The sequence below is a fragment of the Sphingobium chungbukense genome (assembly GCF_001005725.1).
Taxonomy (GTDB): domain Bacteria; phylum Pseudomonadota; class Alphaproteobacteria; order Sphingomonadales; family Sphingomonadaceae; genus Sphingobium; species Sphingobium chungbukense.
In genome coordinates, this window is the sequence record NZ_LBIC01000003.1 from 382,417 (window position 1) to 405,157 (window position 22,741).

The 22,741-nt window shown below is 62.3% G+C and carries 21 protein-coding genes and 2 tRNA genes; 9 read left to right on the forward strand and 14 right to left on the reverse strand.

Features of this window, described 5'->3' with window-relative positions; translation table 11 throughout:
• Nucleotides 1-5 precede the first annotated feature (5 nt).
• The 5 genes from YP76_RS07890 to map all read right to left on the reverse strand — a co-directional run bounded on the left by YP76_RS07890 (nt 6) and on the right by map (nt 5,200).
• Nucleotides 6-1,055 (reverse strand): NAD(P)H-dependent flavin oxidoreductase, encoded by a 1,050-nt coding sequence (locus tag YP76_RS07890; protein WP_046763287.1) that lies wholly within the window; start codon nt 1,053-1,055, stop codon nt 6-8.
• Nucleotides 1,056-1,122: 67 nt separating this feature from the next.
• Complete coding sequence (locus YP76_RS07895; protein WP_046763032.1) at nt 1,123-2,100, reverse strand: acyltransferase family protein; 978 nt, start codon at nt 2,098-2,100, stop codon at nt 1,123-1,125.
• A gap of 146 nt (nt 2,101-2,246) precedes the next feature.
• The gene (glnA, locus tag YP76_RS07900; protein ID WP_046763033.1) at nt 2,247-3,659 is read right to left on the reverse strand and encodes a type I glutamate--ammonia ligase; all 1,413 of its coding nucleotides are present in this window, start codon (nt 3,657-3,659) and stop codon (nt 2,247-2,249) included.
• A 130-nt stretch (nt 3,660-3,789) separates the two neighbouring features.
• Nucleotides 3,790-4,128, reverse strand: coding sequence for a P-II family nitrogen regulator (locus tag YP76_RS07905; protein ID WP_007685085.1), 339 nt, complete (start codon nt 4,126-4,128; stop codon nt 3,790-3,792).
• A gap of 241 nt (nt 4,129-4,369) precedes the next feature.
• Nucleotides 4,370-5,200, reverse strand: a complete 831-nt coding sequence (gene map / locus YP76_RS07910) for a type I methionyl aminopeptidase (RefSeq protein ID WP_046763034.1) — start codon at nt 5,198-5,200, stop codon at nt 4,370-4,372.
• A gap of 76 nt (nt 5,201-5,276) precedes the next feature.
• On the opposite strand from map, the gene YP76_RS07915 reads away from it, so the two are divergent.
• Nucleotides 5,277-6,038 (forward strand): competence/damage-inducible protein A, encoded by a 762-nt coding sequence (locus YP76_RS07915; protein ID WP_046763288.1) that lies wholly within the window; start codon nt 5,277-5,279, stop codon nt 6,036-6,038.
• A gap of 156 nt (nt 6,039-6,194) precedes the next feature.
• The gene (gene mtgA / locus YP76_RS07920) at nt 6,195-6,887 is read left to right on the forward strand and encodes a monofunctional biosynthetic peptidoglycan transglycosylase (protein ID WP_046763035.1); all 693 of its coding nucleotides are present in this window, start codon (nt 6,195-6,197) and stop codon (nt 6,885-6,887) included.
• A gap of 48 nt (nt 6,888-6,935) precedes the next feature.
• Here mtgA and YP76_RS07925 read toward each other — a convergent pair whose 3' ends face one another.
• The 6 genes from YP76_RS07925 to YP76_RS07950 all read right to left on the reverse strand — a co-directional run bounded on the left by YP76_RS07925 (nt 6,936) and on the right by YP76_RS07950 (nt 15,713).
• The gene (locus tag YP76_RS07925; protein ID WP_046763036.1) at nt 6,936-10,265 is read right to left on the reverse strand and encodes a TonB-dependent receptor; all 3,330 of its coding nucleotides are present in this window, start codon (nt 10,263-10,265) and stop codon (nt 6,936-6,938) included.
• 373 nt (nt 10,266-10,638) lie between these two features.
• Entirely contained in the window at nt 10,639-11,907 is a 1,269-nt protein-coding gene (clpX, locus tag YP76_RS07930) for an ATP-dependent Clp protease ATP-binding subunit ClpX (protein WP_022683954.1), read from the reverse strand.
• 132 nt (nt 11,908-12,039) lie between these two features.
• Complete coding sequence (gene clpP, locus YP76_RS07935; RefSeq protein WP_046763037.1) at nt 12,040-12,675, reverse strand: ATP-dependent Clp endopeptidase proteolytic subunit ClpP; 636 nt, start codon at nt 12,673-12,675, stop codon at nt 12,040-12,042.
• A gap of 114 nt (nt 12,676-12,789) precedes the next feature.
• On the reverse strand, nt 12,790-13,767 hold the full coding sequence (locus YP76_RS07940; protein ID WP_046763038.1) for a glycosyltransferase family 2 protein: 978 nt from the start codon (nt 13,765-13,767) through the stop codon (nt 12,790-12,792).
• Between the two features lie 184 nt (nt 13,768-13,951).
• The gene (tig, locus tag YP76_RS07945) at nt 13,952-15,559 is read right to left on the reverse strand and encodes a trigger factor (RefSeq protein ID WP_046763039.1); all 1,608 of its coding nucleotides are present in this window, start codon (nt 15,557-15,559) and stop codon (nt 13,952-13,954) included.
• A 69-nt stretch (nt 15,560-15,628) separates the two neighbouring features.
• A tRNA-Leu gene (locus tag YP76_RS07950) sits at nt 15,629-15,713 on the reverse strand.
• A 141-nt stretch (nt 15,714-15,854) separates the two neighbouring features.
• On the opposite strand from YP76_RS07950, the gene YP76_RS07955 reads away from it, so the two are divergent.
• The 3 genes from YP76_RS07955 (at nt 15,855) to YP76_RS07965 (ending at nt 17,746) form a co-directional block, all read left to right on the forward strand.
• Nucleotides 15,855-16,046, forward strand: coding sequence for a hypothetical protein (locus tag YP76_RS07955; RefSeq protein ID WP_046763040.1), 192 nt, complete (start codon nt 15,855-15,857; stop codon nt 16,044-16,046).
• Nucleotides 16,047-16,197: 151 nt separating this feature from the next.
• Nucleotides 16,198-16,803, forward strand: a complete 606-nt coding sequence (locus YP76_RS07960) for a sigma-70 family RNA polymerase sigma factor (protein WP_046763041.1) — start codon at nt 16,198-16,200, stop codon at nt 16,801-16,803.
• Entirely contained in the window at nt 16,721-17,746 is a 1,026-nt protein-coding gene (locus YP76_RS07965; RefSeq protein WP_046763042.1) for a FecR family protein, read from the forward strand. The genes YP76_RS07960 and YP76_RS07965 overlap by 83 nt, the downstream gene beginning before the upstream one ends.
• A gap of 57 nt (nt 17,747-17,803) precedes the next feature.
• On the opposite strand, the gene YP76_RS07970 is transcribed toward YP76_RS07965, so the two are convergent.
• Complete coding sequence (locus tag YP76_RS07970; RefSeq protein WP_046763043.1) at nt 17,804-18,502, reverse strand: NAD-dependent deacylase; 699 nt, start codon at nt 18,500-18,502, stop codon at nt 17,804-17,806.
• Between the two features lie 201 nt (nt 18,503-18,703).
• Between YP76_RS07970 and dapB the strand changes: the two genes are divergently transcribed.
• The 4 genes from dapB to YP76_RS07990 all read left to right on the forward strand — a co-directional run bounded on the left by dapB (nt 18,704) and on the right by YP76_RS07990 (nt 20,755).
• On the forward strand, nt 18,704-19,471 hold the full coding sequence (gene dapB / locus YP76_RS07975) for a 4-hydroxy-tetrahydrodipicolinate reductase (protein WP_408640429.1): 768 nt from the start codon (nt 18,704-18,706) through the stop codon (nt 19,469-19,471).
• 2 nt (nt 19,472-19,473) lie between these two features.
• Nucleotides 19,474-20,124, forward strand: a complete 651-nt coding sequence (gene nth, locus YP76_RS07980) for an endonuclease III (protein WP_046763044.1) — start codon at nt 19,474-19,476, stop codon at nt 20,122-20,124.
• 96 nt (nt 20,125-20,220) lie between these two features.
• The gene (locus tag YP76_RS07985) at nt 20,221-20,604 is read left to right on the forward strand and encodes a hypothetical protein (RefSeq protein WP_084733092.1); all 384 of its coding nucleotides are present in this window, start codon (nt 20,221-20,223) and stop codon (nt 20,602-20,604) included.
• Nucleotides 20,605-20,678: 74 nt separating this feature from the next.
• Nucleotides 20,679-20,755: transfer RNA gene (locus YP76_RS07990), tRNA-Arg, on the forward strand.
• 4 nt (nt 20,756-20,759) lie between these two features.
• On the opposite strand, the gene YP76_RS07995 is transcribed toward YP76_RS07990, so the two are convergent.
• Nucleotides 20,760-21,254, reverse strand: coding sequence for a methylated-DNA--[protein]-cysteine S-methyltransferase (locus YP76_RS07995; protein ID WP_046763045.1), 495 nt, complete (start codon nt 21,252-21,254; stop codon nt 20,760-20,762).
• 80 nt (nt 21,255-21,334) lie between these two features.
• Entirely contained in the window at nt 21,335-22,735 is a 1,401-nt protein-coding gene (locus YP76_RS08000) for an efflux transporter outer membrane subunit (protein ID WP_046763046.1), read from the reverse strand.
• Between the last annotated feature and the right edge of the window lie 6 nt (nt 22,736-22,741).

Here is a 22,741-nt window from a genome sequence, read left to right on the forward strand (position 1 = left end):
CCCCTTCAGGGCGCTGCCAGTTCGGCGGCAAGCGCAGCGACCAGATCAGCCACGGGCATTGCCCGTGCCAGCGGCGCGCCCCGCCCCGCCCATTGCGCACCGAAGCCGCCTTCGCCTTGAGCCTTCGCCGCGGCGTTGAGCGCCTTGCCGGCATCATAGGCGACGGGATAAGCGGGCGCCTCCAGCCCACAATCCTCGCCCCATCGGGTAAAATGATTGGCCAGGCAGCGCGCCGGACGCCCTGATATGGCGCGGGTCATCACCGTATGATGCGCCGCCGGACCGGCAAGAGCGGCTCGATAGGCCGTATCTGCGCTGCTTTCGGGGCAGGCGATGAAGGCCGTGCCCAACTGCGCCGCCACAGCGCCCGCATCCAGCGCTGCACGTACCCCTGCCCCATCCATGATCCCGCCCGCGGCGATGACCGGAAGCCCGGCCTGCGCCACCAGGAGCCGCGTCAGGGCGAGACAATCCAGTCGCTCATCAGGCCCGTCAGGATCGAAAATCCCGCGATGACCGCCTGCTTCATCGCCCTGCGCGACGACGGCATCGATCCCGGCTTCCCGCGCCTGGCAGGCTTCATCCAGGCAGGTCGCCGTGGCAATCAGCAGGCATCCCGCTTGCTTCAGCGCAGCGATCCGCCCGCCATCGGGCAGGCCGAAATGGAAACTGACGACCGCGGGCGCCCGATCGACCAGCACCGCCAGCATTGCGTCGTCCTCAACGAAGCTACGGTAGATTTCACGCAAACGTGCAGGCGGATCGGCATCATAGCGGTGGAAGAGCGGCGTCAGCGCCTCCAGCCAGGCCCGCTCCCGGTGGGCGTCACGCTGTGCCGGATCATGGGTGAAGAGATTGACGTTGAACGGCCGGTTGGTCCGCGCCTGCACCGCTTCGATCATCGCGCGCGCGCCCTCCGCATCGGTCGCGCCCACCGCGATCGAGCCAAGCGCTCCGGCATTGGAAACCGCCGCCGCCATGTCCGGCGTGGAAACGCCCGCCATCGGCGCCTGAATGATGGGATGGGCCAAGCCCAGCGACTCGATCAGTGACATGGGCCGATTTTTGAGCATAGGCGATCTGCCATGCAACCATGACCATCAACCGCTTTGCCCCCCACTCTCACGCCGCCTGCTCGCCCGGCTGGCCTCCCAGGCTGATTTTCCGCCAGGCCAGTCTCGCCGCAATGTCCCGCAGAGGGATTTCGACAAATCGGTGCACGGCAATGCCCGCAAGGACCGAACCCAGAATCGCGACGACGAAGCCGATCGGATGATGCTGTCCCATAACAGCCAGCACGGGAAGTATGACGAACAGATGGGACAGGTAGATGGCGTAGGAGGCTTCCCCAAGCAAAGTTGGAAGGAACCAGTCCTTCAACCTGCCGTCGAGTGATCGGGCGGAGGCCAGAATCACGGCCACCGGCAGGGTGACGGTCAGGGGCCGCATGTCCGTCAACAACGGCAGCACCCCAAGAAGGAGGAAGCCCAGCGGCAACAGCCATCCAGGAAGCCGAACATGAAAATGGGCGATCACCATGCCGGCGACGAAGTCGAGCAGAAGCGGCTGGCCATAATAAGCAAGCAGGGCCGGAGGATGGAGGAGAAAACCGCTACAAGACGCCAGGATGAGAATCGACGCCAGAAGCGGAACGGCGATCCGCCGGGGCAGAGGCAGGAAGATCGCGAACAGGATATAGAAAGCCATCTCGAAATTGAGCGTCCAGCCGACTGGCAGGACGGGCCCACCCGCCACGCCCATGGATGGCAGGAAGAGCAGGGAGGAGAATAGCTTCCAGCCATTTCCTTCACCCGCACCGATGGCGACGCAGAGGGTCGCGGTCCAGTAGAGCGGTCCGATCCTTTCGACCCGCCGCCAGAGGAAATGTGCCGGGCTGGGTGGCAACGGCGATGTGGACACCACCATCACATAGCCTGAAATCCCGAAGAACAGGCCTACGCCTTGCTTCAACCAATTGGCCACCGCAGGGTGGTCCACCGCCATCAGATGGTAGGAGAAGGCGTGATAGATAACCACCATCAGCGCCGCGATCGCACGCAGATAGTGGACGGAACGGATGCGGCGGGAACCATGCGGCATGAGGGCCTCATCGCATCCATCGGTAAATTGCCGGTAAATTACTGTATCAATAGACAATTCCCCTCGCCCACCGCGATCGACAGATAAAGAAAAAGGCCCGGCCACTTTCGTGACCGAGCCCTTTTTCTTGCAACAATCCCGAAAAATCAGGCGCTGTAGTACATGTCGAATTCAACCGGCGAGGGAGCCATTTCCCAGCGGTACACTTCGGGCCACTTCAATTCGATATAGGCATCGATCTGGTCCTTGGTGAACACGTCGCCCTTCAGCAGGAACTCATAGTCGGCTTCCAGGCTGTTCAGCGCTTCACGCAGCGAACCGCAAACGGTCGGCACCTGGCTCAGCTCTTCCGGCGGCAGGTCATAGAGATTCTTGTCCATCGCGGCGCCCGGATGGATCTTGTTCTCGATGCCGTCGAGGCCGGCCATCAGCAGCGCGGCGTAGCACAGATAGGGGTTGGCCATCGCGTCGGGGAAGCGGAACTCGACGCGCTTCGCCTTGGCACCGGCGCCGTAAGGAATACGGCAGGAGGCCGAACGGTTGCGAGCCGAATAGGCCAGCAGAACCGGGGCTTCGAAGCCCGGCACCAGACGCTTGTAGCTGTTGGTGGTCGGGTTGGTGAAGGCGTTCAGGGCCTTGGCATGCTTGATGACGCCGCCGATGAAGTAGAGGCAGGTTTCCGACAGACCGGCATAGCCTTCGCCAGCGAACAGCGGCTTGCCATTTTCCCAGATCGACATGTGGGTGTGCATACCCGAACCGTTGTCCTGCGCGATCGGCTTCGGCATGAAGGTCGCGGTCTTGCCATAGGCCTGGGCGACCATCTGCACGACATACTTGTAGATCTGCATGCGGTCGGCGGTCTGGACCAGCGTGCCGAAGGTCAGGCCGAGTTCGTGCTGGGCAGCGGCCACTTCATGGTGGTGCTTGTCGCAGGGCAGGCCCATTTCGAGCATGGTCGAAACCATTTCGGCGCGGATGTCGGTGCAGGGATCGACCGGCGCGACGGGGAAATAACCGCCCTTGGCGCGCGGACGGTGGCCCAGGTTGCCGCCTTCATATTCCTTGCCGGTGTTGGTCGGCAGTTCGATGTCGTCGATCTTGAAGTAGCTCTGCGAATAGTCATTCTCGAAGCGCACGTCGTCGAACATGAAGAATTCGGCTTCCGGGCCGACATAGATGGTGTCACCGAAACCGGCCGACTTGACGAACGCCTCGGCGCGCTTCGCGCAGGAGCGCGGGTCGCGGGCGTAGAGTTCGCCGGTGTCGGGCTCGACGATGTCGCAGAAGATGATCAGCATCGGCGTGGCGCTGAACGGATCGACATAGACGGCGTCCAGATCGGGCTTCAGGATCATGTCCGATTCGTTGATCGCCTTCCAGCCTTCGATCGACGAACCGTCGAACATCAGGCCCTGGGTCAGTTCATCCTCGCCCAGCACCGAAGACACCATGGTCAGGTGCTGCCACTTGCCCTTGGGATCGGTGAAACGGACATCGACCCATTCGATCTCCTTTTCTTCGATCATCTTCAGGATGTCTTTAGGCGTGTTGGCCATGTGAACTTGCCCTTCTTTCAAAAATACCCCCCCGAAGGGGTAGGTTGATGCTCCCCCGGAGGGGGTGTTTCGTTAACGCCCACCAGACCTCCGCCAGCCCCCTGCAAGCTCGCGAGACTCTGGTGGAAAATCAGATGGCGTCGCTGTCGCGCTCGCCGGTACGGATGCGCACCGCGCCCTCGATATTGGAAATGAAGATCTTGCCGTCGCCGATGCGGCCGGTCTGCGCGGCGGCGGAGATCGCCTCCACCACCCGTTCGGCGAGCGAATCGTCGACCACGACTTCCAGCTTCACCTTGGGCAGGAAGTCGACCACATATTCCGCACCCCGATAAAGCTCCGTATGGCCCTTCTGGCGGCCAAAGCCCTTCGCCTCGGTGACGGTGATGCCCGACACACCGACTTCATGAAGCGCTTCCTTCACTTCGTCGAGCTTGAACGGTTTGATGATCGCTTCGATCTTTTTCATCTTCAGGTATCCCAAATCAATCGCGCGCTGAGTGGCGGATACGATCCCGCCCTTCGTTCCTTTTCGAGACGATCATCATGCCCCCCAAAGGCAAGCACCGCCTCTCATCCCAATCAATTACCATGCCAAATAGCGAATCGCTGGAATCTGCTTTCCGCGATGCAACAACTTTTGTCCATATTGCCCGGATTCCGGGCAATTTCATGACATTCTGCCCATTTTTTAGGCAGCCTTGCAATGATCAGAGCTTATAGGGAGGCGCGTCGAGTCCGGCCGGGCTCCTGGTGAAGATTTCGCAGCCTGTCTCAGTGATGCCGATGCTATGCTCGAACTGGGCCGACAGCGTGCGGTCGCGAGTCACCGCGGTCCAGCCGTCCTCCATCATCTTCACGCCAGGCTTGCCGATGTTGATCATCGGCTCGATGGTGAAGAACATGCCCGGCTTGAGTTCCGGGCCCGTGCCCGGACGGCCGACATGGACCACCTCCGGGCTGTCGTGGAACACCCGCCCCAGGCCATGACCGCAAAAATCGCGGACCACGCCATAGCGATGCTTTTCGGCATGACGCTGGATGGCATGGCCGATGTCGCCCAGATGATTGCCGGGTCTCGCCTGCTCTATACCCAGCATCAGGCATTCATAGGTCACCTCGACCAGCCGCCGCGCCTTGATGGAGGTTTCGCCGCAAATATACATGCGGCTGGTGTCGCCATGCCAGCCGTCGACCAGCGGCGTCACGTCGATATTCAATATATCGCCGTCCTTCAGCCGATAATCGCCCGGAATGCCGTGACAGATGACGTTGTTGAGCGAAATGCAGCAGCTATGGGTATAGCCACGATAGCCCAAGGTCGCGGGCACGCCACCGCCGTCCAGGGTCATGCGGCGCACGATGTCGTCCAGCTCGCCGGTGGTAACGCCCGGCACGACATGCGGGACCAGCGCGTCCAGTATTTCCGCCGCCAGCCGCCCGGCCTTGCGCATGCCTTCGAAACCGGCCGCGTCATAGAGCTTGATCGCGGTCGAGCGGGAAATCGGCGCGTCCGCCGTCATCGTCATATAATCGGTCATGCACCGATTATAGGCAAGGATGCGACATAATGCGAGGGGCTAGGCAGGGCACGCGGCACAGGCTATGGCCAGCCTCATGGCCGATACCAACCGCATCTGGACCGCAGCGCTGGTCGTCATCGGCGATGAGATTCTCTCGGGCCGTACGCAGGACAAGAATGTTTCCCAGATAGCGACCTGGCTCAACGTCCAGGGTATTCGCCTCAATGAAGTGCGCGTCGTGGCCGACGACAGCGACGCGATCGTCGAGGCGGTGAACACGCTGCGGGCACGCAACGACTATCTGTTCACGACCGGCGGCATTGGCCCGACCCATGACGACATCACCGTGGACGCGATCGCCCGCGCACTGGGCGTAGGGGTGGAAATCCATGAGGGCGCCCGCACGATGCTGTCGGGCTATTATGAAACGCGCGGCGGGCTGACCGAGGCCCGGCTGCGCATGGCGCGGGTGCCGGCGGGGGCAAGCCTGATCGAAAACCGCATGTCGGGCGCGCCGGGCATCCGCCATGGCAATATCTACATCATGGCGGGCGTGCCGCATATCACGGCCGGGATGCTGGACAGCCTGACCGGCAAGCTGGAAGGCGGCCTGCCGGTGCTGTCGGCCACCATCGGCTGCTGGGTCGCGGAAAGCGAGATCGCGGACCTGCTCGGCACGACCGAGCATGCGCATGAAGGTTGCCAGATCGGCAGCTATCCCTTCTTCCGCGAAGGCCGGACCGGCGCCAATTTCGTGATCCGATCGACCGATGCGGCCGCCCTGGACCGCTGCACCGCGGACCTCAGCGCCGCGCTGGAACGGGGCGGCTGGCCGGCCGTGCCGGGCGGCATCTGATTACACGTCGATATTGGGTGGGAGGCTGATGCCAGCCTTACCGTCGCCTCGCACTTGATCCGGGGCGTCGAGGACGGCAATGCTGGAAAATATCCAAAATCCATCACACCCGCCGCCACATCTTGAACCCGGTGGAGATCGCGTTACCACGACGCAATGCTCGCAAAGACCTCCGCTCGCCGCCGCTCCCGTTGGGTCAGCATTCCCCTCAAGATCCTCGGCGGATTCATCGCCCTTTCGCTGCTGATGGTCGTGATCTACCGTTTCGTGCCCCCGCCGGTGACATGGACGATGCTCTTCGATCCCCATGGCATCACCAAGGACTGGACGAGCCTGGACGAACTGGATCCGGACATGGCCCGCGCAGCCATAGCGGCGGAGGACAGCCGCTTTTGCAGCCATCACGGCTTCGACGCCGTCGCCATCGCCCAGGCGATGCGCCACAATGCGAGCGGCGGCCGCATTCGCGGCGGATCGACCATCAGCCAACAGACGGCGAAGAACGTCTTCCTGTTCCAGGGCGGCGGCTTCCTGCGCAAGGGGCTGGAGGCCTGGTTCACGCTCCTCATCGAGGCGATCTGGGGCAAGCGCCGGATCATGGAAGTCTATCTGAACGTCGCGGAAACCGGCATCGGCACCTATGGCGTGCAGGCTGGCGCGATCCGCTATTTCCACCATGGCGCCCAGCGCCTGACCCGCGCCGAAGCCGCCCGCCTCGCCGCCGTCCTGCCCCTTCCCAAGAAGCGCGAGGCGATCGATCCGCACGGCTTCACCCGTCGCTACGGCAACAGCATCGCCGCCCGTATCGGCATCGTCCAGCGCGACAGGCTGGATAGCTGCGTCCAATGAAAAGGGCGCGGATCACGCCGCGCCCTTTCCTTTCCGTCATATCAGCGATCAGAAGCTGATGCGCGCGCCGATGCGGACCGCGTAGAGCGACGACCCGTTGGTGGTCACCAGCTCATCCGCCAGCACGGTGTCGGAGCTGGGCTGCTCATATTTATATTGAGCACAGGCATTGGTGCCCGCCGCCACGCAACTGACCTTCGCCACTACCTTGCGGTATGGGAAGCTCGACCGCAGCTGCTGACCCCATTTGTGGTTCAGCAGGTTCGTGAAGTTTTCCACATCCGCGAACAGCGAGAAGCGCGCTCCGAGCGGCAACGGCAGTTCCTGCTCGACATGCAGGTCGACACGCGTGAACGCCTTGGACCGGAAGGCATTGCGCGGCGCGATCTGACCGCGATAATTCTTCAGGCCCGAGCTTTCGATGATGTCGTTGATCCGCTGAGCGGTAGCGGCGTCCCACTGCACCTTCGGATCGTTCAAACCCGTCGGCACATAGAACAGGTAGCGCAGTGCGCTGCCCGCCGTGCCGAACACGCCCGATCGCCCACCCGACAGGTCCTGCATGGTGTAGCTGTAGGGCGCACCAGCGCGGGTCGAGCCGAACAGGTCGATCCGCGTCTTGTAATCGCCGAAGAAGGCACGCTCGAACGACGCATTGTAACGGAAGGCCCAGCGGACCTCATCGTTCGAATGGCCACGACCGCCGAAATTCGCATCGTAATTGGCGCCGTTGCCATAGATCGAACCGGCCTGCGACGAGGTCAGCGCCCCGGCATCACGCACGTCCTGATAGGTATAGGCGCCACCCAGCGTCAGACCCCAGTCCCAGCTCTTTTCCGCGCGCAGCACGCCGATCCAGCCACGACCATATTTGGTGTTGGTGAGCAGCAGGTCCTGGCCGGTATCATTCAACGGCTGGCCATTCGCGGCGAGGATGAGGTTCTGATAACGCTGACGACCGTCCGGCGTGAACGAACCGGGGATCGGCACCGACCGCAGGTCGACCACGATCACCTGTTCCCGCACCTTCGAATAGAGCAGGTCCGCCCCAAAGCGCCAGCCGTCGCCCAAAGCGCCCAGATTGGCCTCGTAATCGACCGACAAGGTGCCCCGATACTGGTTGGGCGCCTTGAATTTCGGATCGATCGCGTTGAGCGAGGTGGTCGCATTGGGATTGGACGACAGCCCCGCCGCCGCCGCCTGAACCGCCACATCCGCTGCCGCCGGAATGGTGGTGAAGGACGGATTGTTCAGGATCGAGGCCGCGGACGGATTGGCCGCGCTGTTCAGCTGATACACGCCGCCATCGGTCTGACGCGCCGAAATCGACGTGTTGATGACGCCCGTGTTGGAGAAGCTGTTGCCGATGTAGACGTCCGGCGACCCACCGCCGAAGATGCCGCCGCCACCGCGGACGGTGAGGCGCGACGTCGGCTTGTAGGTGAAGCCGAAACGCGGCTGGAGCAGACCGATCCCGCCGATGTTGCTGGCATTGGTGAAGCCGTAGCGACGCGAGAAGTTCGGGTTCACCGCCGGCTTGCTGTCCATGCCGAACAGGTCATAGCGCAGACCCAGGCCGACCGTCAGCTGGCTGTTGACCCGCCAGTCGTCCTGCAAGCCGAAGGTATAGGCGTCGTAGGAGAAAGCGGCCGCCGCATCATTGGGATCGAGCGACCCGGCATTATTGTAGCTGAAGGACTGCGCCGTGCCGTTGGCGAAATCCTGGATGCTGTCGAAATAATAAGTGCCTGCCGAGGGGTTCACGAACAGGTTGAACGACTTGGTGTGGTTCCATTCCGCCAGCATGCGGAAATTATGGTCGCCGGCCTTCAGCTTGGCCGAAACCGATCCACCCCAGGTACGGATTTTCAGGACGTTCGACTGGCTGGGGCCACCAGCGCCCAGAACGAATTGCGGGGTGCCGGTGGGGCAAACCGTGCTGACGTTGGTCGTCGTGGCACCGCTGGTGCTGCGATCCGAAGTCGGCGCCGCGCAGATCGACATCTGCGCGCTACGGCCCATCAACGGGAACTGACCGCTATCATAGGTCTTGTAGAGCGCGCGCGCTTCGGTGGAAAAGCGGTCGGTCCAGTCCGCGTTCCAGTTGACGATGCCCGCCTTCATCTTGTTCGGCTTCTTGTAGGCGTTGGACGCAAGGCCCAGGTCGCGGGTGCCGGTGGTCGTGCTGACGTTCAGTTCGTCCTTCGTATAGAGGCCGGTCAACGAAACGCGCTGCGTATCCGACAGGTTGGCGTCGATCTTGCCGACGACGCGATCGTCCTTGTCGCCGTCCGAACGCAGGATGCCGCCCGGATCATAATTATATCTGTTCTGGGCGATCTGCGTGATCCGTTCCAGATCGGCATCATGGGCGCCGATGACGGGCGTTCCGGCATTATCTTCCTGCGTGCCGAAGGCGACCGGACGAGCGGCGCGCACGCGCTCCGCCGCGATCATGAAGAACAGCTTGTCCCTGATGATCGGACCCGAAATCTCGGCGCCGAAATCCTTACTGGTGAAATTGGGCTGGACGATCCGGCCGGTCGGATTGAGGATATAGGATTTGGTCTTCTTGCCGGTCAGCTCGTCGGAACTGAAGGTGTAGAAGGCGGTGCCATGGAATTCGTTGGTGCCCGACTTCAGGATCGCGTTGGAAACGCCGCCCTGGAAAAAGCCTTCGCGGATGTCGTAGGGCGCGACCTTGGTTTCGAACTGGCCGATCGAATCCAGCGGCACCGGGCCACGACGCGACGGCAGCGCATCGGGATTGAGGCCGAAGCTGTCAGTGATGGGAACGCCGTCGACGGTAAAGCGGTTGAAGCGCGGATTCTGCCCCGCGAAGGACACCTGGCGACCGGTCGTCTGGCTGGTGTCCAGCGTCGCGAACGGATCGCGCGCGGCAATGTCGCGAATGTCGCGGTTGACCGATGCGATCTTGCTGATCTCCTCAGCCGTCATCACATTGGCCGGACCTGCCGAGATATTGCCTGCACCCCGGACGAGCGAGGCCGTCACAACGATCGCGTCGCCCTCTTCGGCGAGTTCGATCGGCAGCGCGAAGGTCTGACCGACGGCGGTCTGGATGTCGGTGACGGTGGAAGTCGTATAGCCCGACGCGATCACCTGGACGGTGTAAGGCCCGCCGATGCGCAAGCCTGCGGTCGTGAATCCGCCCGAGGAGTCCGTCACTGCGTTCGAAACGGTTCCGGTAGGAACATGGGTCACCTTGACCTGAGCACCTGCGACAGGCGCACCATTGGCGGTCACCGTGCCGCGAATGGTCGACGTCGTTTCCTGCGCATGTGCAGGAGCAATCATCGCGCCGGCAACGCCAACAGCCGCCGCGGACGCGGCGAGAAAAATCTTGAGGTCCCTCATCTTCAATTCCCCTTTTGGGCCCGCCCGGCCACCCCGACCGGACCCCCCGTAAGTCACTCACTTTATTGAGTGCGCCACCGCCTAGCGGCGCGTGGCGACGGCCCTGTGATGCTCTGATTACAGTTTTACGACAATATAATAGAAATCCAGTGATGCACGCCCCATCCACCCCGAAAACACCATTCGAAGCTCAGGGAAAAATGGCTTAACAATTTGATTTATAATGTTTTTTAAGAGGATCGACAGAGCTGTTGAACAGTGGTGCAATTTTGCAACGCAACAAGAATTTTTGTGCAGGTGCGCTGAGGCAACGAAAAAGGGGCCGGCGAACGCTCGCCGGCCCCTCGAATTTCATGCCGTCGGAAGGATTAGTTCAAGCGGCGTCTTCGGCCCGCTTATCCTTTTCGCTGAAAACGCGAATCGGTTCCTTGCTGCCCGCGACCACATCCTTGTCGACCACGACCTCACCCACGCCTTCCATCGAAGGCAGGTCGAACATGGTATCGAGCAGGATCGCTTCCAGGATCGAGCGCAATCCGCGTGCCCCCGTTTTGCGCTCGATCGCCTTCTTGGCGATCGCGGTGAGGGCATCGTCGGTGAAGCTCAGTTCGACATTCTCCATGTCGAACAGCTTGGCATATTGCTTCACCAGCGCGTTCTTCGGTTCGACCAGGATCTTGACCAGAGCGGTCACGTCCAGATCCTCCAGCGTCGCGATCACCGGCAGACGACCGACAAATTCGGGGATCAGGCCGAATTTCAGCAGATCTTCCGGTTCGCTCTGACGCAGCAATTCGCCGGTCTTGCGCTCTTCCGGCGCCGCGACATGTGCGCCGAAGCCGATCGACTTGGCTTCCAGGCGGTCACCGATGATCTTTTCCAGACCCGCGAACGCACCGCCGCAGATGAACAGGATGTTGGTCGTGTCGACCTGAAGGAATTCCTGCTGCGGATGCTTGCGCCCACCCTGCGGCGGAACCGACGCGGTCGTGCCTTCCATCAGCTTGAGCAGCGCCTGCTGCACGCCCTCGCCCGACACATCGCGGGTGATCGAAGGATTTTCGGCCTTGCGGCTGATCTTGTCGATTTCGTCGATATAGACGATGCCGCGCTGCGCCTTCTCGACATTATAGTCGGACGCCTGGAGCAGCTTGAGGATGATGTTCTCGACATCCTCACCGACATAGCCCGCCTCGGTCAGCGTCGTGGCGTCGGCCATGGTGAAGGGCACATCGAACGTCTTGGCCAGCGTCTGCGCGAGCAGCGTCTTGCCGCAACCGGTCGGGCCGACCAGCAGGATGTTCGACTTGGCCAGCTCCACCTCGCCCGGCTTGGTGCCGTGGTTCAGGCGCTTGTAATGGTTGTGGACGGCAACCGACAGGACACGCTTCGCCCGGTTCTGGCCGATCACATAATCGTCCAGCACATCGCAGATTTCCTGCGGGGTCGGCACGCCGCCATCCTTCTTGCCGACGAGACCGCCCTTGGTCTCCTCGCGGATGATGTCGTTGCACAGTTCCACGCACTCGTCGCAGATGAACACGGTCGGCCCCGCGATCAGCTTACGCACCTCATGCTGCGACTTGCCGCAGAAGGAGCAGTAAAGCGTGCTTTTAGAATCGGAGCCCGTAAGCTTAGTCATTCGCCAATCTCTCTTCCCTCTTCAGACGACTGCCGCCTGCGGTGAGGGATATGGTGGTCCTAGGATCATCCTAGACCGCGACACGTCCGTTTCACAAGGGGAGAAAAGGACGGGTCGCGGTAAACATGGCTTTTAGCCTTCAGCCGAGTCCGCCACGGCCGGGCGGCGGTCGAACACTTCATCGACCAGACCGAACGCCTTGGCTTCCTCCGCCTCCAGGAAGGTGTCGCGGTCCATCGCGCGCTCCACTTCCTCCAGCGAACGGCCGGTATATTGGACGTAGAGATTGTTCAGGCGGCTGCGGATTCGCAGGATTTCCTTGGCCTGGATCTCGATGTCGGACGCCATGCCCTGCGCGCCGCCGGACGGCTGGTGCACCATGATGCGCGCGTTGCTGAGCGCGATGCGCTTGCCCGGCTCGCCCGCGGCCAGCAGGAAACTGCCCATCGATGCCGCCTGGCCGATGCAGACGGTGCCCACCTGCGGGCGGATATATTTCATCGTGTCGTGGATCGCCATGCCGGACGTCACCACGCCACCGGGCGAATTGATGTACATCCAGATGTCCTTCTTCGGATTTTCCGACTCAAGGAACAGCAGCTGGGCCACGATCAGCGAGGCCATGTGATCCTCGACCTGACCGGTCACGAAGATGATCCGCTCCCGCAACAGGCGCGAATAAATATCGAAGCTGCGCTCGCCCCGGTTCGACTGTTCGATAACGATGGGGACCAGAGCGGCCATGGGATCGGTCATGATATCGGTCATCTTGCTCTTTCAGGGTGGTTGCTTTTTGCCCGTTCTCTACATCGGCACAAAAGGCAGACTGTTCAAGGGGTCGCGTGCAACGCGGATGAGATCGGCCGGTCGTCCCGCACGGGATCAATCGCGCCGGGCGAAGTCGGAAGGTGCCTTGAAGGCGAGATAGGCCAGCCGCCGCACCTCCCGCCGCCCGCGCACCACGGTATCCAGGATCAGGCCGCACATGCCCGAAAGCGTGGCGAGGATCATGAGGCCAGTCACGAGAATGGCGGTCGGGAAGCGCGGCACGAGGCCGGTCTTCATATAGGTGAGGATCAGCGGAGCCGCCAGGGCCAGTCCGGTCGCGGCCAACAGCACGGCGATGATACCGAAGAACAATATCGGCCGCTCGATACGGTAGAGGGTGATGATCGTCCGCAAGATGCGCCAGCCGTCGCGATAGGTGGAAAGCTTGCTCACCGACCCTTCCGGCCGCGCGCCATAGGCGGTGACGACCTCGGCCACCGGCATGGCGAGCTCCAGCGCATGGACGCTGATTTCCGTCTCGATCTCGAAACCGGCGGAGAGCACCGGGAAACTCTTCACGAAGCGCCGGGAAAAAACGCGATAGCCCGACAGAATGTCGGTGAAGCTGCGCCCGAACAAGCGCTTGAGCAGGCTCGTCAACGCCCAGTTGCCGAAACGATGGCCACGTCGATAGGCTTCCTCGATCTCGCTCTTGCGCGACCCCACCACCATATCGAGATTGTCTTCCAGCATAGCCGCCACCATGCGGGGCGCGGCGGCCGCCTCATAGGTCGCATCGCCATCGGCCATGATATAGATGTCGGCATCCACATCCGCGAACATGCGGCGCACGACATGCCCTTTGCCCTGTTGCGCCACGCGCCGGACGATCGCCCCTGCCCCCGACGCCAGTTCGCCGCTGCCGTCGGTGCTGTTGTTGTCGAACACGTAAATCTCGGCCGAAGGCAGGGCGCGGCGGAAATCCTCCACCGTCCGTACGATGGCACCCGCCTCATTATAGCAAGGCAGGATGACCGCGATCCGTGGGTTTGCCATACCCTTTCCGCTTTCCACTGCCGGAAATTCCTTCATCGACCCACACACCCTTTTTCGGCCCATTCCGGCCCTTTTGGGCGCCCCTGCCCCCTGTCGACATGAACGGACCCGATTAACATTTCGTCTGCCATGCCGCGGCAGAAATGGAAAGCGACGGAAATGAAAAGCGCCCGCGCTTCCTTGCGAAGCCGGGCGCTTATCCACTCAAACCGAACCGGCCTTATTCAGCCTTGGCGGCAGCCTTCTTGGCCGGAGCCTTCTTCGCCTTGGGCTTTTCCTCGGCGACGGCTTCCTCGGCTACAGCCTCGTCCTTCTTGGCGGCGGCCTTCTTGGCAGGCGCCTTCTTGGCGGGAGCCTCTTCAGCCACTTCCTCGGCAGCCGGTGCGGCTTCTTCGGCCTCGGCCTTCTTCTTGGGAGCAGCCTTCTTCGCCTTGGGCTTTTCGTCATGATCATGGTCATGATCACAGTCCGGGCCATGGACGTGCGGCTTCAGATCGCCATCCTCGGCCTCGATCGCGGCTTCCAGCTCTTCACGGCTGACAGTGCGATCAGTGACCTCGGCCTTTTCGAACAGGAAGTCGACGACCTTGTCCTCATAAAGCGGTGCGCGCAGTTGGGCCGCGGCCATCGGGTCCTGGCGGACATATTGGACGAAACGCTCGCGATCCTGCGGGCTGTACTGTTGAGCCGCCTGCATGATCAGGCGGTTCATTTCCTGATCGGAAACGACCACGCCGTTCGCCTGGCCGATTTCGGAGAGCAGCAGGCCCAGGCGGACGCGACGCACGGCGATGCCGCGATAATCCTCCTTCTCCGCTTCCATCTCGGCCAGAGCCGCTTCCGGATCTGCCTCATGGCCCGCTTCGTGCTGAAGCTGCGCCCAGATCTGGTTGAATTCGGCCTCGACCATGCTCGGCGGCACGTCGAAATCGTGCGCGGCGGCGAGCTGGTCCAGCAGCTTGCGCTTCATATAGGTGCGGGTCAGACCGTTATGTTCCTGCTCGATCTGGCCCTTCAGCAGCTCCTTGAGCTTGTCCAGACCTTCCAGACCCAGCGACTTGGCGAAATCGTCGTCCAACTTGGGCTTGTCAGCATTCAGGATCGCCTTGACGGTGATGTCGAAGGTCGCTTCCTTGCCGGCCAGGTGTGCCGCGCCATAATCTTCCGGGAAGGTCACGGTGATGGTCTTCTCGTCGCCCTTCTTGACGCCCGCGAGCTGCTCTTCGAAGCCGGGGATGAACTGGCCCGAACCGATCTTCAGCTTCACATCTTCCGCAGAGCCGCCCTCGAACGCCTCACCGTCGACCTTGCCGACGAAATCGATGGTCAGCGTGTCGCCGTCCTTCGCCTTGTGCGAAGCGGCATGCTCTTCCAGCGCACCCTGCTGGGTCGCGATGCGGCCTGCGGCTTCATCGACCTGCGCATCGGCGACTTCCGCGGTCAGACGCTCCAGCTTCAGTCCATCGACGCTCGGCGCGGCGATTTCCGGCAGCACTTCCAGCGCGACCTTGATCTCGGCATCCTTGCCGAATTCGAAGCCTTCGTCCAACTCGACGGAGGGCTGCATCGCGGGGCGCAGCTTGTTGTCGGCGATCAGCTTCTGGATGCTGTCCTGGATCGAGCTGTTCAGCGCATCGCGCTGCAACGATTCGCCGTGCATCTTCTTGACGAGGTTGGCGGGCACTTTGCCGGGGCGGAAGCCGGGCATACGGACTTGCGGCGCGATCGCGGCCACTTCCTTTTCCACGCGGGCGTCGATGTCCTTCGACGTGATGGTCACGGTGTAGGCGCGCTTCAGGCCTTCGTTCAACGTCTCGACAGTCTGCATCTCTTCTCTCAAACGCTTTCTAAAGCTGAATTTCGTTGGCGCCTGCGCATCCTATAGAGTCTGGCGCACTGGTGCGGGCGAAGGGACTCGAACCCCCACATCTTGCGATACCAGAACCTAAATCTGGCGCGTCTACCAATTTCGCCACGCCCGCATCGGTCGCCGGTCGGCGCGGCATAGAGAAAAGAGTCTCCCGAAGCAAGGCCCAGAGGTCAAGCCTGTGGATAACCGGTGGATAAGTTTCCGGGAACCCCCACGCCGGCCCGTGCGTACCCCTATTCAAGAGGAGAGAGCCATGGCCACCCAACCCGACCCGGCGCCCGACGGCGTACCGCCGCCCGACATCATCCAGCCGCAATCGCCCCCGGAAAACCCCATTCCTGCGCCTCCGGCGGAAACGCCTCCCGGCGAGCCGCCTGAAATCATTCCCGAAAGCCCGGATTTCGACCAGCCCGATCGCGCGCCGCCGGAACTGCCCCCGATCTGAATCGGCGCATTTCGGCAACATGACACCGGTTTTCCACAGAAACGGGAAATAATGCCGCTCGTAACGCTGGACAGCACCCTGCATCCATGATTGAACTATGACAAACAGATGAAAGAACGGGAGAGGCGCGGCTGACATCAAGGGGGTCAACGTGCAGACGGTTCGCGCTAAGCTGGAATGGTTCAAGACGGTCATCCTGCCTCAGGAAGCGGCTCTACGCGGGCGCCTGCGGCGGATATTACCTGCCAATCAGGAACTGGAAGACATGGTCGCGGAGGTTCTCGCCCGCGCCTATGCCACGGAAAATTGGGAAAATGTGACCACAGGCCGGGCCTATCTGTTCACGATCGCCCGCAATCTGGTGATCGACACCGCCCGCCGGAACAAGGTGGTGAGTTTCGAAACCATCGCCGATCTGGAATTGCTGCAAGGCGAAAACAATGTGGAAGCACAGCTCCACGCCCGCGAAGCCCTGCGGCAGGTCGAGACGATCGTCGATTCGCTGCCGACACAATGCCGCCGCGTCTTCATTCTTCGCCGTATCCACGAAAAATCGATGCTGGAAATAGCGGAGGAGATGTCTCTATCCGTTTCTACTGTTGAAAAACATCTGGCCAAAGCGATCGCAATAGTTATGCGGGCCTGGGCGGAACGTGAGGAAACGGATTTCGAACGTGCAGGCGTCGGGACCAGAATCAGGCTACGAAAGCAGGGGCAAGATCGAGGCGGAAGCCGCGCGCCTGCTGGCAAGGCTTAACAGCGATCCAAGCGCACAGGACGAAGCCGAAATCTGTCAGTGGATCGAAGCCGATCCGCGCCATGCCGTAGCCTTCACCAGAGCCGAAGTCGCCTGGGAAGCAGCCGAGCGCCTCAAGAGCGCCGCCGCAGAAGTCAACCTGCCCCCGCTGGAAGCCATCGTCAGCGAGGAACAACAGCGCCGCCTGTCGCGCAACATCATGATCGCCGCGGCCGTCGCGGTGATGCTGTTCATCGTCGCCGCCATCGTCACTGTCCGCACTTTCAGCGGTGTGGATCATTATGAGACGGGCATCGGCCAGATCAGCGATATTGCCCTGAACGACGGTTCGACCCTCCATCTCAACAGCGACAGCGCCGCGGAAGTCCGCTTCACCGATCATGGCCGCAAGGTGCGCATCCTCAAGGGCGAGGCCTCGTTCGACGTCGCCCATGACCGTTCCCGACCCTTCGACGTAGAGGCCCGCTCGGCCGTGATCCGGGCCGTCGGCACGGCCTTCAACGTGCGCTTGCGTCCGTCCATGGTCGAACTGACGGTGACACAGGGCACCGTAACCGTCCATTCGGGCACCAAATTGGCCGAACGCGTCAGCGCGGGCAGCGGCGCCGTCATTCAGCCGCGCAGCATATCCCTCACCCATCTCGATAAACGCCTGATCGGCCAGCGCACCGCCTGGCGCGAACAGATGGTCGAACTGGACGGCGAAACGATCGAGCAGGCCAGCGGCGAGTTCAACCGCTACCGCACGGCGCCGATCCTGATCGGGGACACGAGGGTTTCCTCGCTCCGCATCGGCGGCCGCTTCCGCATCAGCGACAGCAAGGAATTCCTCTCCGCCCTGCAACTCAGCCTGCCTATCCGGGTGGTCGACGGGCAGGACGGATCGGTTATGCTGCTTTATCGCGATGACCCTGAACCAGCGGACAATGCGGTGGGCGGATAGGCTAGCCAACAGACCATCCGCCCTCCCTTGCGTAAAGGAGGCATGCCGCCCCCATCGTCACCCCAACAACTCCCACACCAATTCCGGCACCAGCATGCTTGCCGGTCCCATGCGGCTTTCCTCGAAGTAAAAGCTCCCCGCCGACGGCTCCAGATTGAGCTCCAGCGTCCGCGCGCCCACATGGCGGGCCGTCTGCACGAACCCCGCCGCCGGATAGACCGCCCCCGACGTCCCTACCGAAACGAACAGATCGGCCCGCCGCAGCGCATCGTCGATCGCCTCCATCTCATAGGGCATTTCACCGAAAAACACGATGTCGGGCCGCAGGCTCGGCTTTCCGCAGCCATCGCAAACCGAAGCGGGCGGCAAGGCGTCCTTCCAAGGCTTCGCCTTCCCGCAAGCGGCACAAAGCGCCGACTGCAACTCACCATGCATGTGGACCAGCCGCTTCGCACCGGCCCGCTCATGCAGATCGTCGACATTCTGCGTCACGATCAGCAACTCCCCCGGCCATTGCGCGTCCAGCGCCGCCAGCGCCTCATGCGCCGGATTGGGCACGACCTCGGCCAGCTTCGTCCGCCGCTCATCATAGAAACGATGCACCAGCGCCGCATTGCGCGCCAGCGCTTCGGGGGTGCAGACATCCTCGACCCGATGCCCTTCCCACAGTCCGTCGGACCCGCGAAAGGTCGAAAGGCCGCTCTCTGCGGAAATCCCAGCGCCGGTCAGGACCACGATGTTGCGAATGTCGTCCATCTATTTTCCCGTCGTGCCTGCCCTGGACAGCGCTACCGCACCGGATGCGGGGGCGATAGGAAATAGTGCGAAAAATCGCCCTTCCCCCATCTCGCCATATTGGCTGTACCACCCCCGTTTCTGCTGCAAGCGCGGATAGCAAAGGGATGACAAGAGGCGCCCATTCTGGCATCCGCCATGCGACTTTTTCGGGGAATGACAATGACGACCAGCATCGGGATTTTCGGAGCGGCAGGCCGCATGGGCCGCGCCATCGCGCAGATCGCCCAGGAAGCCGGCCTGAAAATCGCCGGAGGCACCGATCGCGGCGGCGAGGGTGAATTGGCGCCGGGCATTCCGATCACCACCGATCCCGTCGCGCTGGCGCAACAGAGCGATGTACTGATCGATTTTTCCGTACCCGGCGCCTTGTCCTCCCATCTCGACGCCTGCATCGTTGCGAAAAAGCCGGTCCTGATCGGCACCACCGGGCTCGAACCGGCGCATCACGCGCTGATCGACGAAGCCGCCGCACATATCCCGTTGCTCCAGACCGGCAACACCTCGCTCGGCGTCAACCTGCTGGCGGCGTTGGTGGAACAGGCCGCGGCCCGCCTGGGTGACGATTGGGACATAGAGATTGTCGAAATGCACCACCGCCACAAGGTCGACGCCCCCTCCGGCACAGCCCTGCTGTTGGGCGAAGCCGCTGCGCACGGACGCGGCATCGCCCTGGCCGACCATAGCGAACGCGGCCGCGACGGCATCACCGGCGCCCGGGCCAAAGGCGCGATCGGATTCGCGGCATTGCGCGGCGGCTCCGTGGCGGGCGATCATCAGGTCATCTTCGCCACGGAGGGTGAGCGGATCGAGATCGGCCATCGCGCCGAAAGCCGCCTCATCTTCGCGCGCGGCGCGGTGAAGGGTGCGCAATGGCTGATCGGCCAGCCGACGGGACGCTATGACATGAAGGGCGTGCTGGGCCTCTGAACATGAAGAAGGACCAGATTTTCGACTTTTTCAGCCGCCTCGCGGAGGCCAATCCGGCCCCCCGCACGGAGCTGGAATATGGCAATGACTATCAGCTTCTGGTGGCGGTGGTCCTCTCGGCGCAGGCGACGGACGTCGGCGTCAACAAGGCGACCCGCGCCCTGTTCCGCGAAGTTCACACGCCGCAGCAGATGATGGATCTGGGCGAAGACGGCCTGAAACAGCATATCAAGACCATCGGCCTCTTCAATGCCAAGGCGAAGAATGTCATCGCCCTCTCGGAAATACTGGTGCGCGATTTCGGCGGGGAAGTGCCGCAGGACCGCGATACCCTGACCACCCTGCCCGGCGTCGGGCGAAAGACCGCCAATGTCGTCGTCAATACCGCCTTCGGGCAGGAGACGTTCGCGGTCGACACCCATATCTTCCGCGTCGGCAATCGCACCGGCCTGGCCCCCGGCAAGACACCGCTGGCGGTGGAGCTGAAGTTGGAAAAGCGCGTGCCCGGCCCGTTTCGCCGCGACGCGCATCACTGGCTGATCCTGCACGGCCGCTACGTCTGCAAGGCGCGCAAGCCAGAATGCTGGCGCTGCATCGTCGCCGACCTCTGCCGTTTCAAGCCGAAGACACCCGCTGCCGGAAGCCCGAACTGATTATCGTCCGGTTCAGCCGGGACGTGCTAAAAGGGAGCGGAATAACGGATGAAGCGTTAGCGCGCCGTCATTCCTATAGTCATAAGGAGAGACATGATGTCCGCCCATCTCACCCGCCGGCTGGCTCTGGCCATGGCGCTGGCCTGCACCGCCGCCCCCACCCTCGCCAAGACCGCGCCCGACAATCTCGTGCCGGCCGGCAAGCCGGTGGATTGCGTCCAGATTACATCGATCCGGTCCACCAATGTCCGCGACGACCGCACCATCGATTTCATCATGAATGGCAACAAGGTCTACCGGAACACGCTGCCCAACAGTTGCCCCAGCCTGGGCTTCGAAAAGCGCTTCCTCTACAAGACGAGCCTGTCGCAGCTATGTTCGGTGGACATCATCACCGTCCTCTACCAGACCAATGGATTGCAGCCGGGCGCCAGTTGCGGCCTGGGCAAATTCCAGCCGATGCAAAAACTCGCGAAATAACTTTGATCTGAGGTGATTTTGGTGCTGGCGCGAGCGATTGGGCTTTGCTAAGCGGCCCTTCGCACCAGCGACACGCACCCATAGCTCAGCTGGATAGAGCGTTGCCCTCCGAAGGCAAAGGCCAGAGGTTCGAATCCTCTTGGGTGCGCCATTTTTCAAATGGTGGCGAACAATCCTCCTTCCAGTCCGAGCAGATATTGCTTGGCCTGTAGACCACCTGCGAAGCCGGTAAGCGCTCCATTGGCGCCCACGACGCGGTGACAAGGCGCAATGATCGAAATCGGATTGCGTCCGTTCGCGGCGCCCACGGCGCGGCAGGCGGACGGCTTCCCGATCTGGATCGCAATGTCGGCATAGCTGCGCGTTTCCCCAAAAGGGATGGTCAGCAATGCCGCCCAGACACTCTTCTGGAAATCCGTGCCCTTGAAATCGAGCGGCAGGTCGAAGGCCTTCCGCCGCCCGGCGAAATATTCTCCCAATTGCCGAACGGCCTCATCCAGCACATCATGCTCGACGGCCTCCGCGCGCGGTTCCAGCCGGACGCGCATGGGATCGTCATTTTCCCAAAGGACCGCGGCCAGTCCCCTTTCATTCGCCACCAGCGTCAATTCGCCGACGGGCGACGCCATCGTCCGATATGCGTTGCTCATGCCATAGCCTTTCCATCATTTGATGACGAACGCATAGGGCATGATAAGGGGAAAGCCTTCCCGCCCCTTGCGGCCAAAGGTCACCGGAGGCCGCCACCCATGGCACGATAGAGTTCGACCATATTGGTCGCCCGCGTCAGCCGTGTGGCCAGCAGGCTCTGTTCGGCATTGTAAAGGGTCCGCTGCGCATCCAGCGTCGTCAGGAAAGCGTCGATACCCGCCCGGAAGCGCGCTTCCGACAACCGATAGCCTACGCGCGCGGAGTCCCGCAGGGATGTCTGCGCCTCCAGTTGAGCCGTCATCGTGCCCCGCCGGGCCAGTGCATCGGCGACTTCGCGAAACCCGGTCTGCACGCTTTTCTCGTAGGTTGCGAGCATCGCATCATATGTGGCCCGCGCATAACGCAGATTGCCCTGATTGCGCCCGAAATCGAAGATCGGGAGCGTGGCCGACGGCGCCACCGACCAGGTGTCGCCGCCCGACTTGAACAGGTTGGATAGACCCAGGCTCATTGTTCCCAGCGCCGCGGTCAGCGATATTTTGGGAAAAAAGGCCGCGCGCGCCGCCCCGATATTCGCGTTGGCACTCAACAACTGATGCTCGGCCGCCATGATGTCCGGCCGCCGCAGCAAGGCCGTGGACGGCAGGTCGACGGGCAGATTGGCCAGCGTCACATCCCCCTCCGGCATCGCTGTCGGCAGATCGTCCGCCGGCACCGTCGTCCCCGTCAGCAGATTCAGCGCATTCTGGTCCTGCGCCACCAGGGTCGTCGCCTGCGCAATGTCGGACCGCGCCTGGTCGTAGCTGGTCTGCGCCTGCCGCACTTCCAGTTCCGACGCGATCCCCTTGGCGAAGCGCGCCCTGGTCAGGTCCAGCGTCTGGCCAAAGGCCTTTTCCAGATCGCGTGCGATCTTCAACCGCTCCTGATCCGCCGCCATGGCGAGCCAGGCGTTCGCGATCTCGGCGATCAAAGCCGTCTGCGCCGCGTTCCGGTTCTCGACCGACGCGAAATATTGTTCCTGCGCCGCCTGGGTCAGGTTGCGCACCCGCCCGAACAGATCGATTTCCCATGCAGAAACGCCCACCGAAGCGGCATAAATATCGGTCCGTCCCGATCCGGCCTGGGAAAAGGGTGTGTCCTGATAGGTCGCGCTGCCATTGGCGCCGATCGTGGGGAAGATGTCGGCACGCCGCGCCTTATATTGCGCCCGCGCCTGCTCGACATTCGCCACCGCCACGCGCAAGTCGCGATTGTGGATCAGCGCCGTCTCGATCACCCGGGCCAGACGCGGATCGACGAAGAAATCCTTCCATGCCGTCTCCGCCGGAACGATCGCCACCCCTTCCCCCACGGCATAGGACGGTCCCTGCGGGCTGGCGTCCGGAACGGGCAATGCCGGCCGCGCATATTTGGGTGCCATATCGCAGGCGGCGAGCGTCAACGCCAAGGCAAGAGCCGGGAAGAGCGTGATCCTGTTCATTATCCT

What these genes read in the sequence shown, in the direction of transcription:
- YP76_RS07890 (WP_046763287.1), bottom strand. Translation starts at nt 1,055, where the DNA reads ATGTCACTGATCGAGTCGCTGGGCTTGGCCCATCCCATCATTCAGGCG.
- YP76_RS07895 (WP_046763032.1), bottom strand. Translation starts at nt 2,100, where the DNA reads ATGCCGCATGGTTCCCGCCGCATCCGTTCCGTCCACTATCTGCGTGCG.
- glnA (WP_046763033.1), bottom strand. Translation starts at nt 3,659, where the DNA reads ATGGCCAACACGCCTAAAGACATCCTGAAGATGATCGAAGAAAAGGAG.
- YP76_RS07905 (WP_007685085.1), bottom strand. Translation starts at nt 4,128, where the DNA reads ATGAAAAAGATCGAAGCGATCATCAAACCGTTCAAGCTCGACGAAGTG.
- map (WP_046763034.1), bottom strand. Translation starts at nt 5,200, where the DNA reads ATGACCGATTATATGACGATGACGGCGGACGCGCCGATTTCCCGCTCG.
- YP76_RS07915 (WP_046763288.1), top strand. Translation starts at nt 5,277, where the DNA reads ATGGCCGATACCAACCGCATCTGGACCGCAGCGCTGGTCGTCATCGGC.
- mtgA (WP_046763035.1), top strand. Translation starts at nt 6,195, where the DNA reads ATGCTCGCAAAGACCTCCGCTCGCCGCCGCTCCCGTTGGGTCAGCATT.
- YP76_RS07925 (WP_046763036.1), bottom strand. Translation starts at nt 10,265, where the DNA reads ATGAGGGACCTCAAGATTTTTCTCGCCGCGTCCGCGGCGGCTGTTGGC.
- clpX (WP_022683954.1), bottom strand. Translation starts at nt 11,907, where the DNA reads ATGACTAAGCTTACGGGCTCCGATTCTAAAAGCACGCTTTACTGCTCC.
- clpP (WP_046763037.1), bottom strand. Translation starts at nt 12,675, where the DNA reads ATGACCGATATCATGACCGATCCCATGGCCGCTCTGGTCCCCATCGTT.
- YP76_RS07940 (WP_046763038.1), bottom strand. Translation starts at nt 13,767, where the DNA reads ATGAAGGAATTTCCGGCAGTGGAAAGCGGAAAGGGTATGGCAAACCCA.
- tig (WP_046763039.1), bottom strand. Translation starts at nt 15,559, where the DNA reads ATGCAGACTGTCGAGACGTTGAACGAAGGCCTGAAGCGCGCCTACACC.
- YP76_RS07955 (WP_046763040.1), top strand. Translation starts at nt 15,855, where the DNA reads ATGGCCACCCAACCCGACCCGGCGCCCGACGGCGTACCGCCGCCCGAC.
- YP76_RS07970 (WP_046763043.1), bottom strand. Translation starts at nt 18,502, where the DNA reads ATGGACGACATTCGCAACATCGTGGTCCTGACCGGCGCTGGGATTTCC.
- dapB (WP_408640429.1), top strand. Translation starts at nt 18,704, where the DNA reads ATGACGACCAGCATCGGGATTTTCGGAGCGGCAGGCCGCATGGGCCGC.
- nth (WP_046763044.1), top strand. Translation starts at nt 19,474, where the DNA reads ATGAAGAAGGACCAGATTTTCGACTTTTTCAGCCGCCTCGCGGAGGCC.
- YP76_RS07985 (WP_084733092.1), top strand. Translation starts at nt 20,221, where the DNA reads ATGTCCGCCCATCTCACCCGCCGGCTGGCTCTGGCCATGGCGCTGGCC.
- YP76_RS07995 (WP_046763045.1), bottom strand. Translation starts at nt 21,254, where the DNA reads ATGAGCAACGCATATCGGACGATGGCGTCGCCCGTCGGCGAATTGACG.
- YP76_RS08000 (WP_046763046.1), bottom strand. Translation starts at nt 22,735, where the DNA reads ATGAACAGGATCACGCTCTTCCCGGCTCTTGCCTTGGCGTTGACGCTC.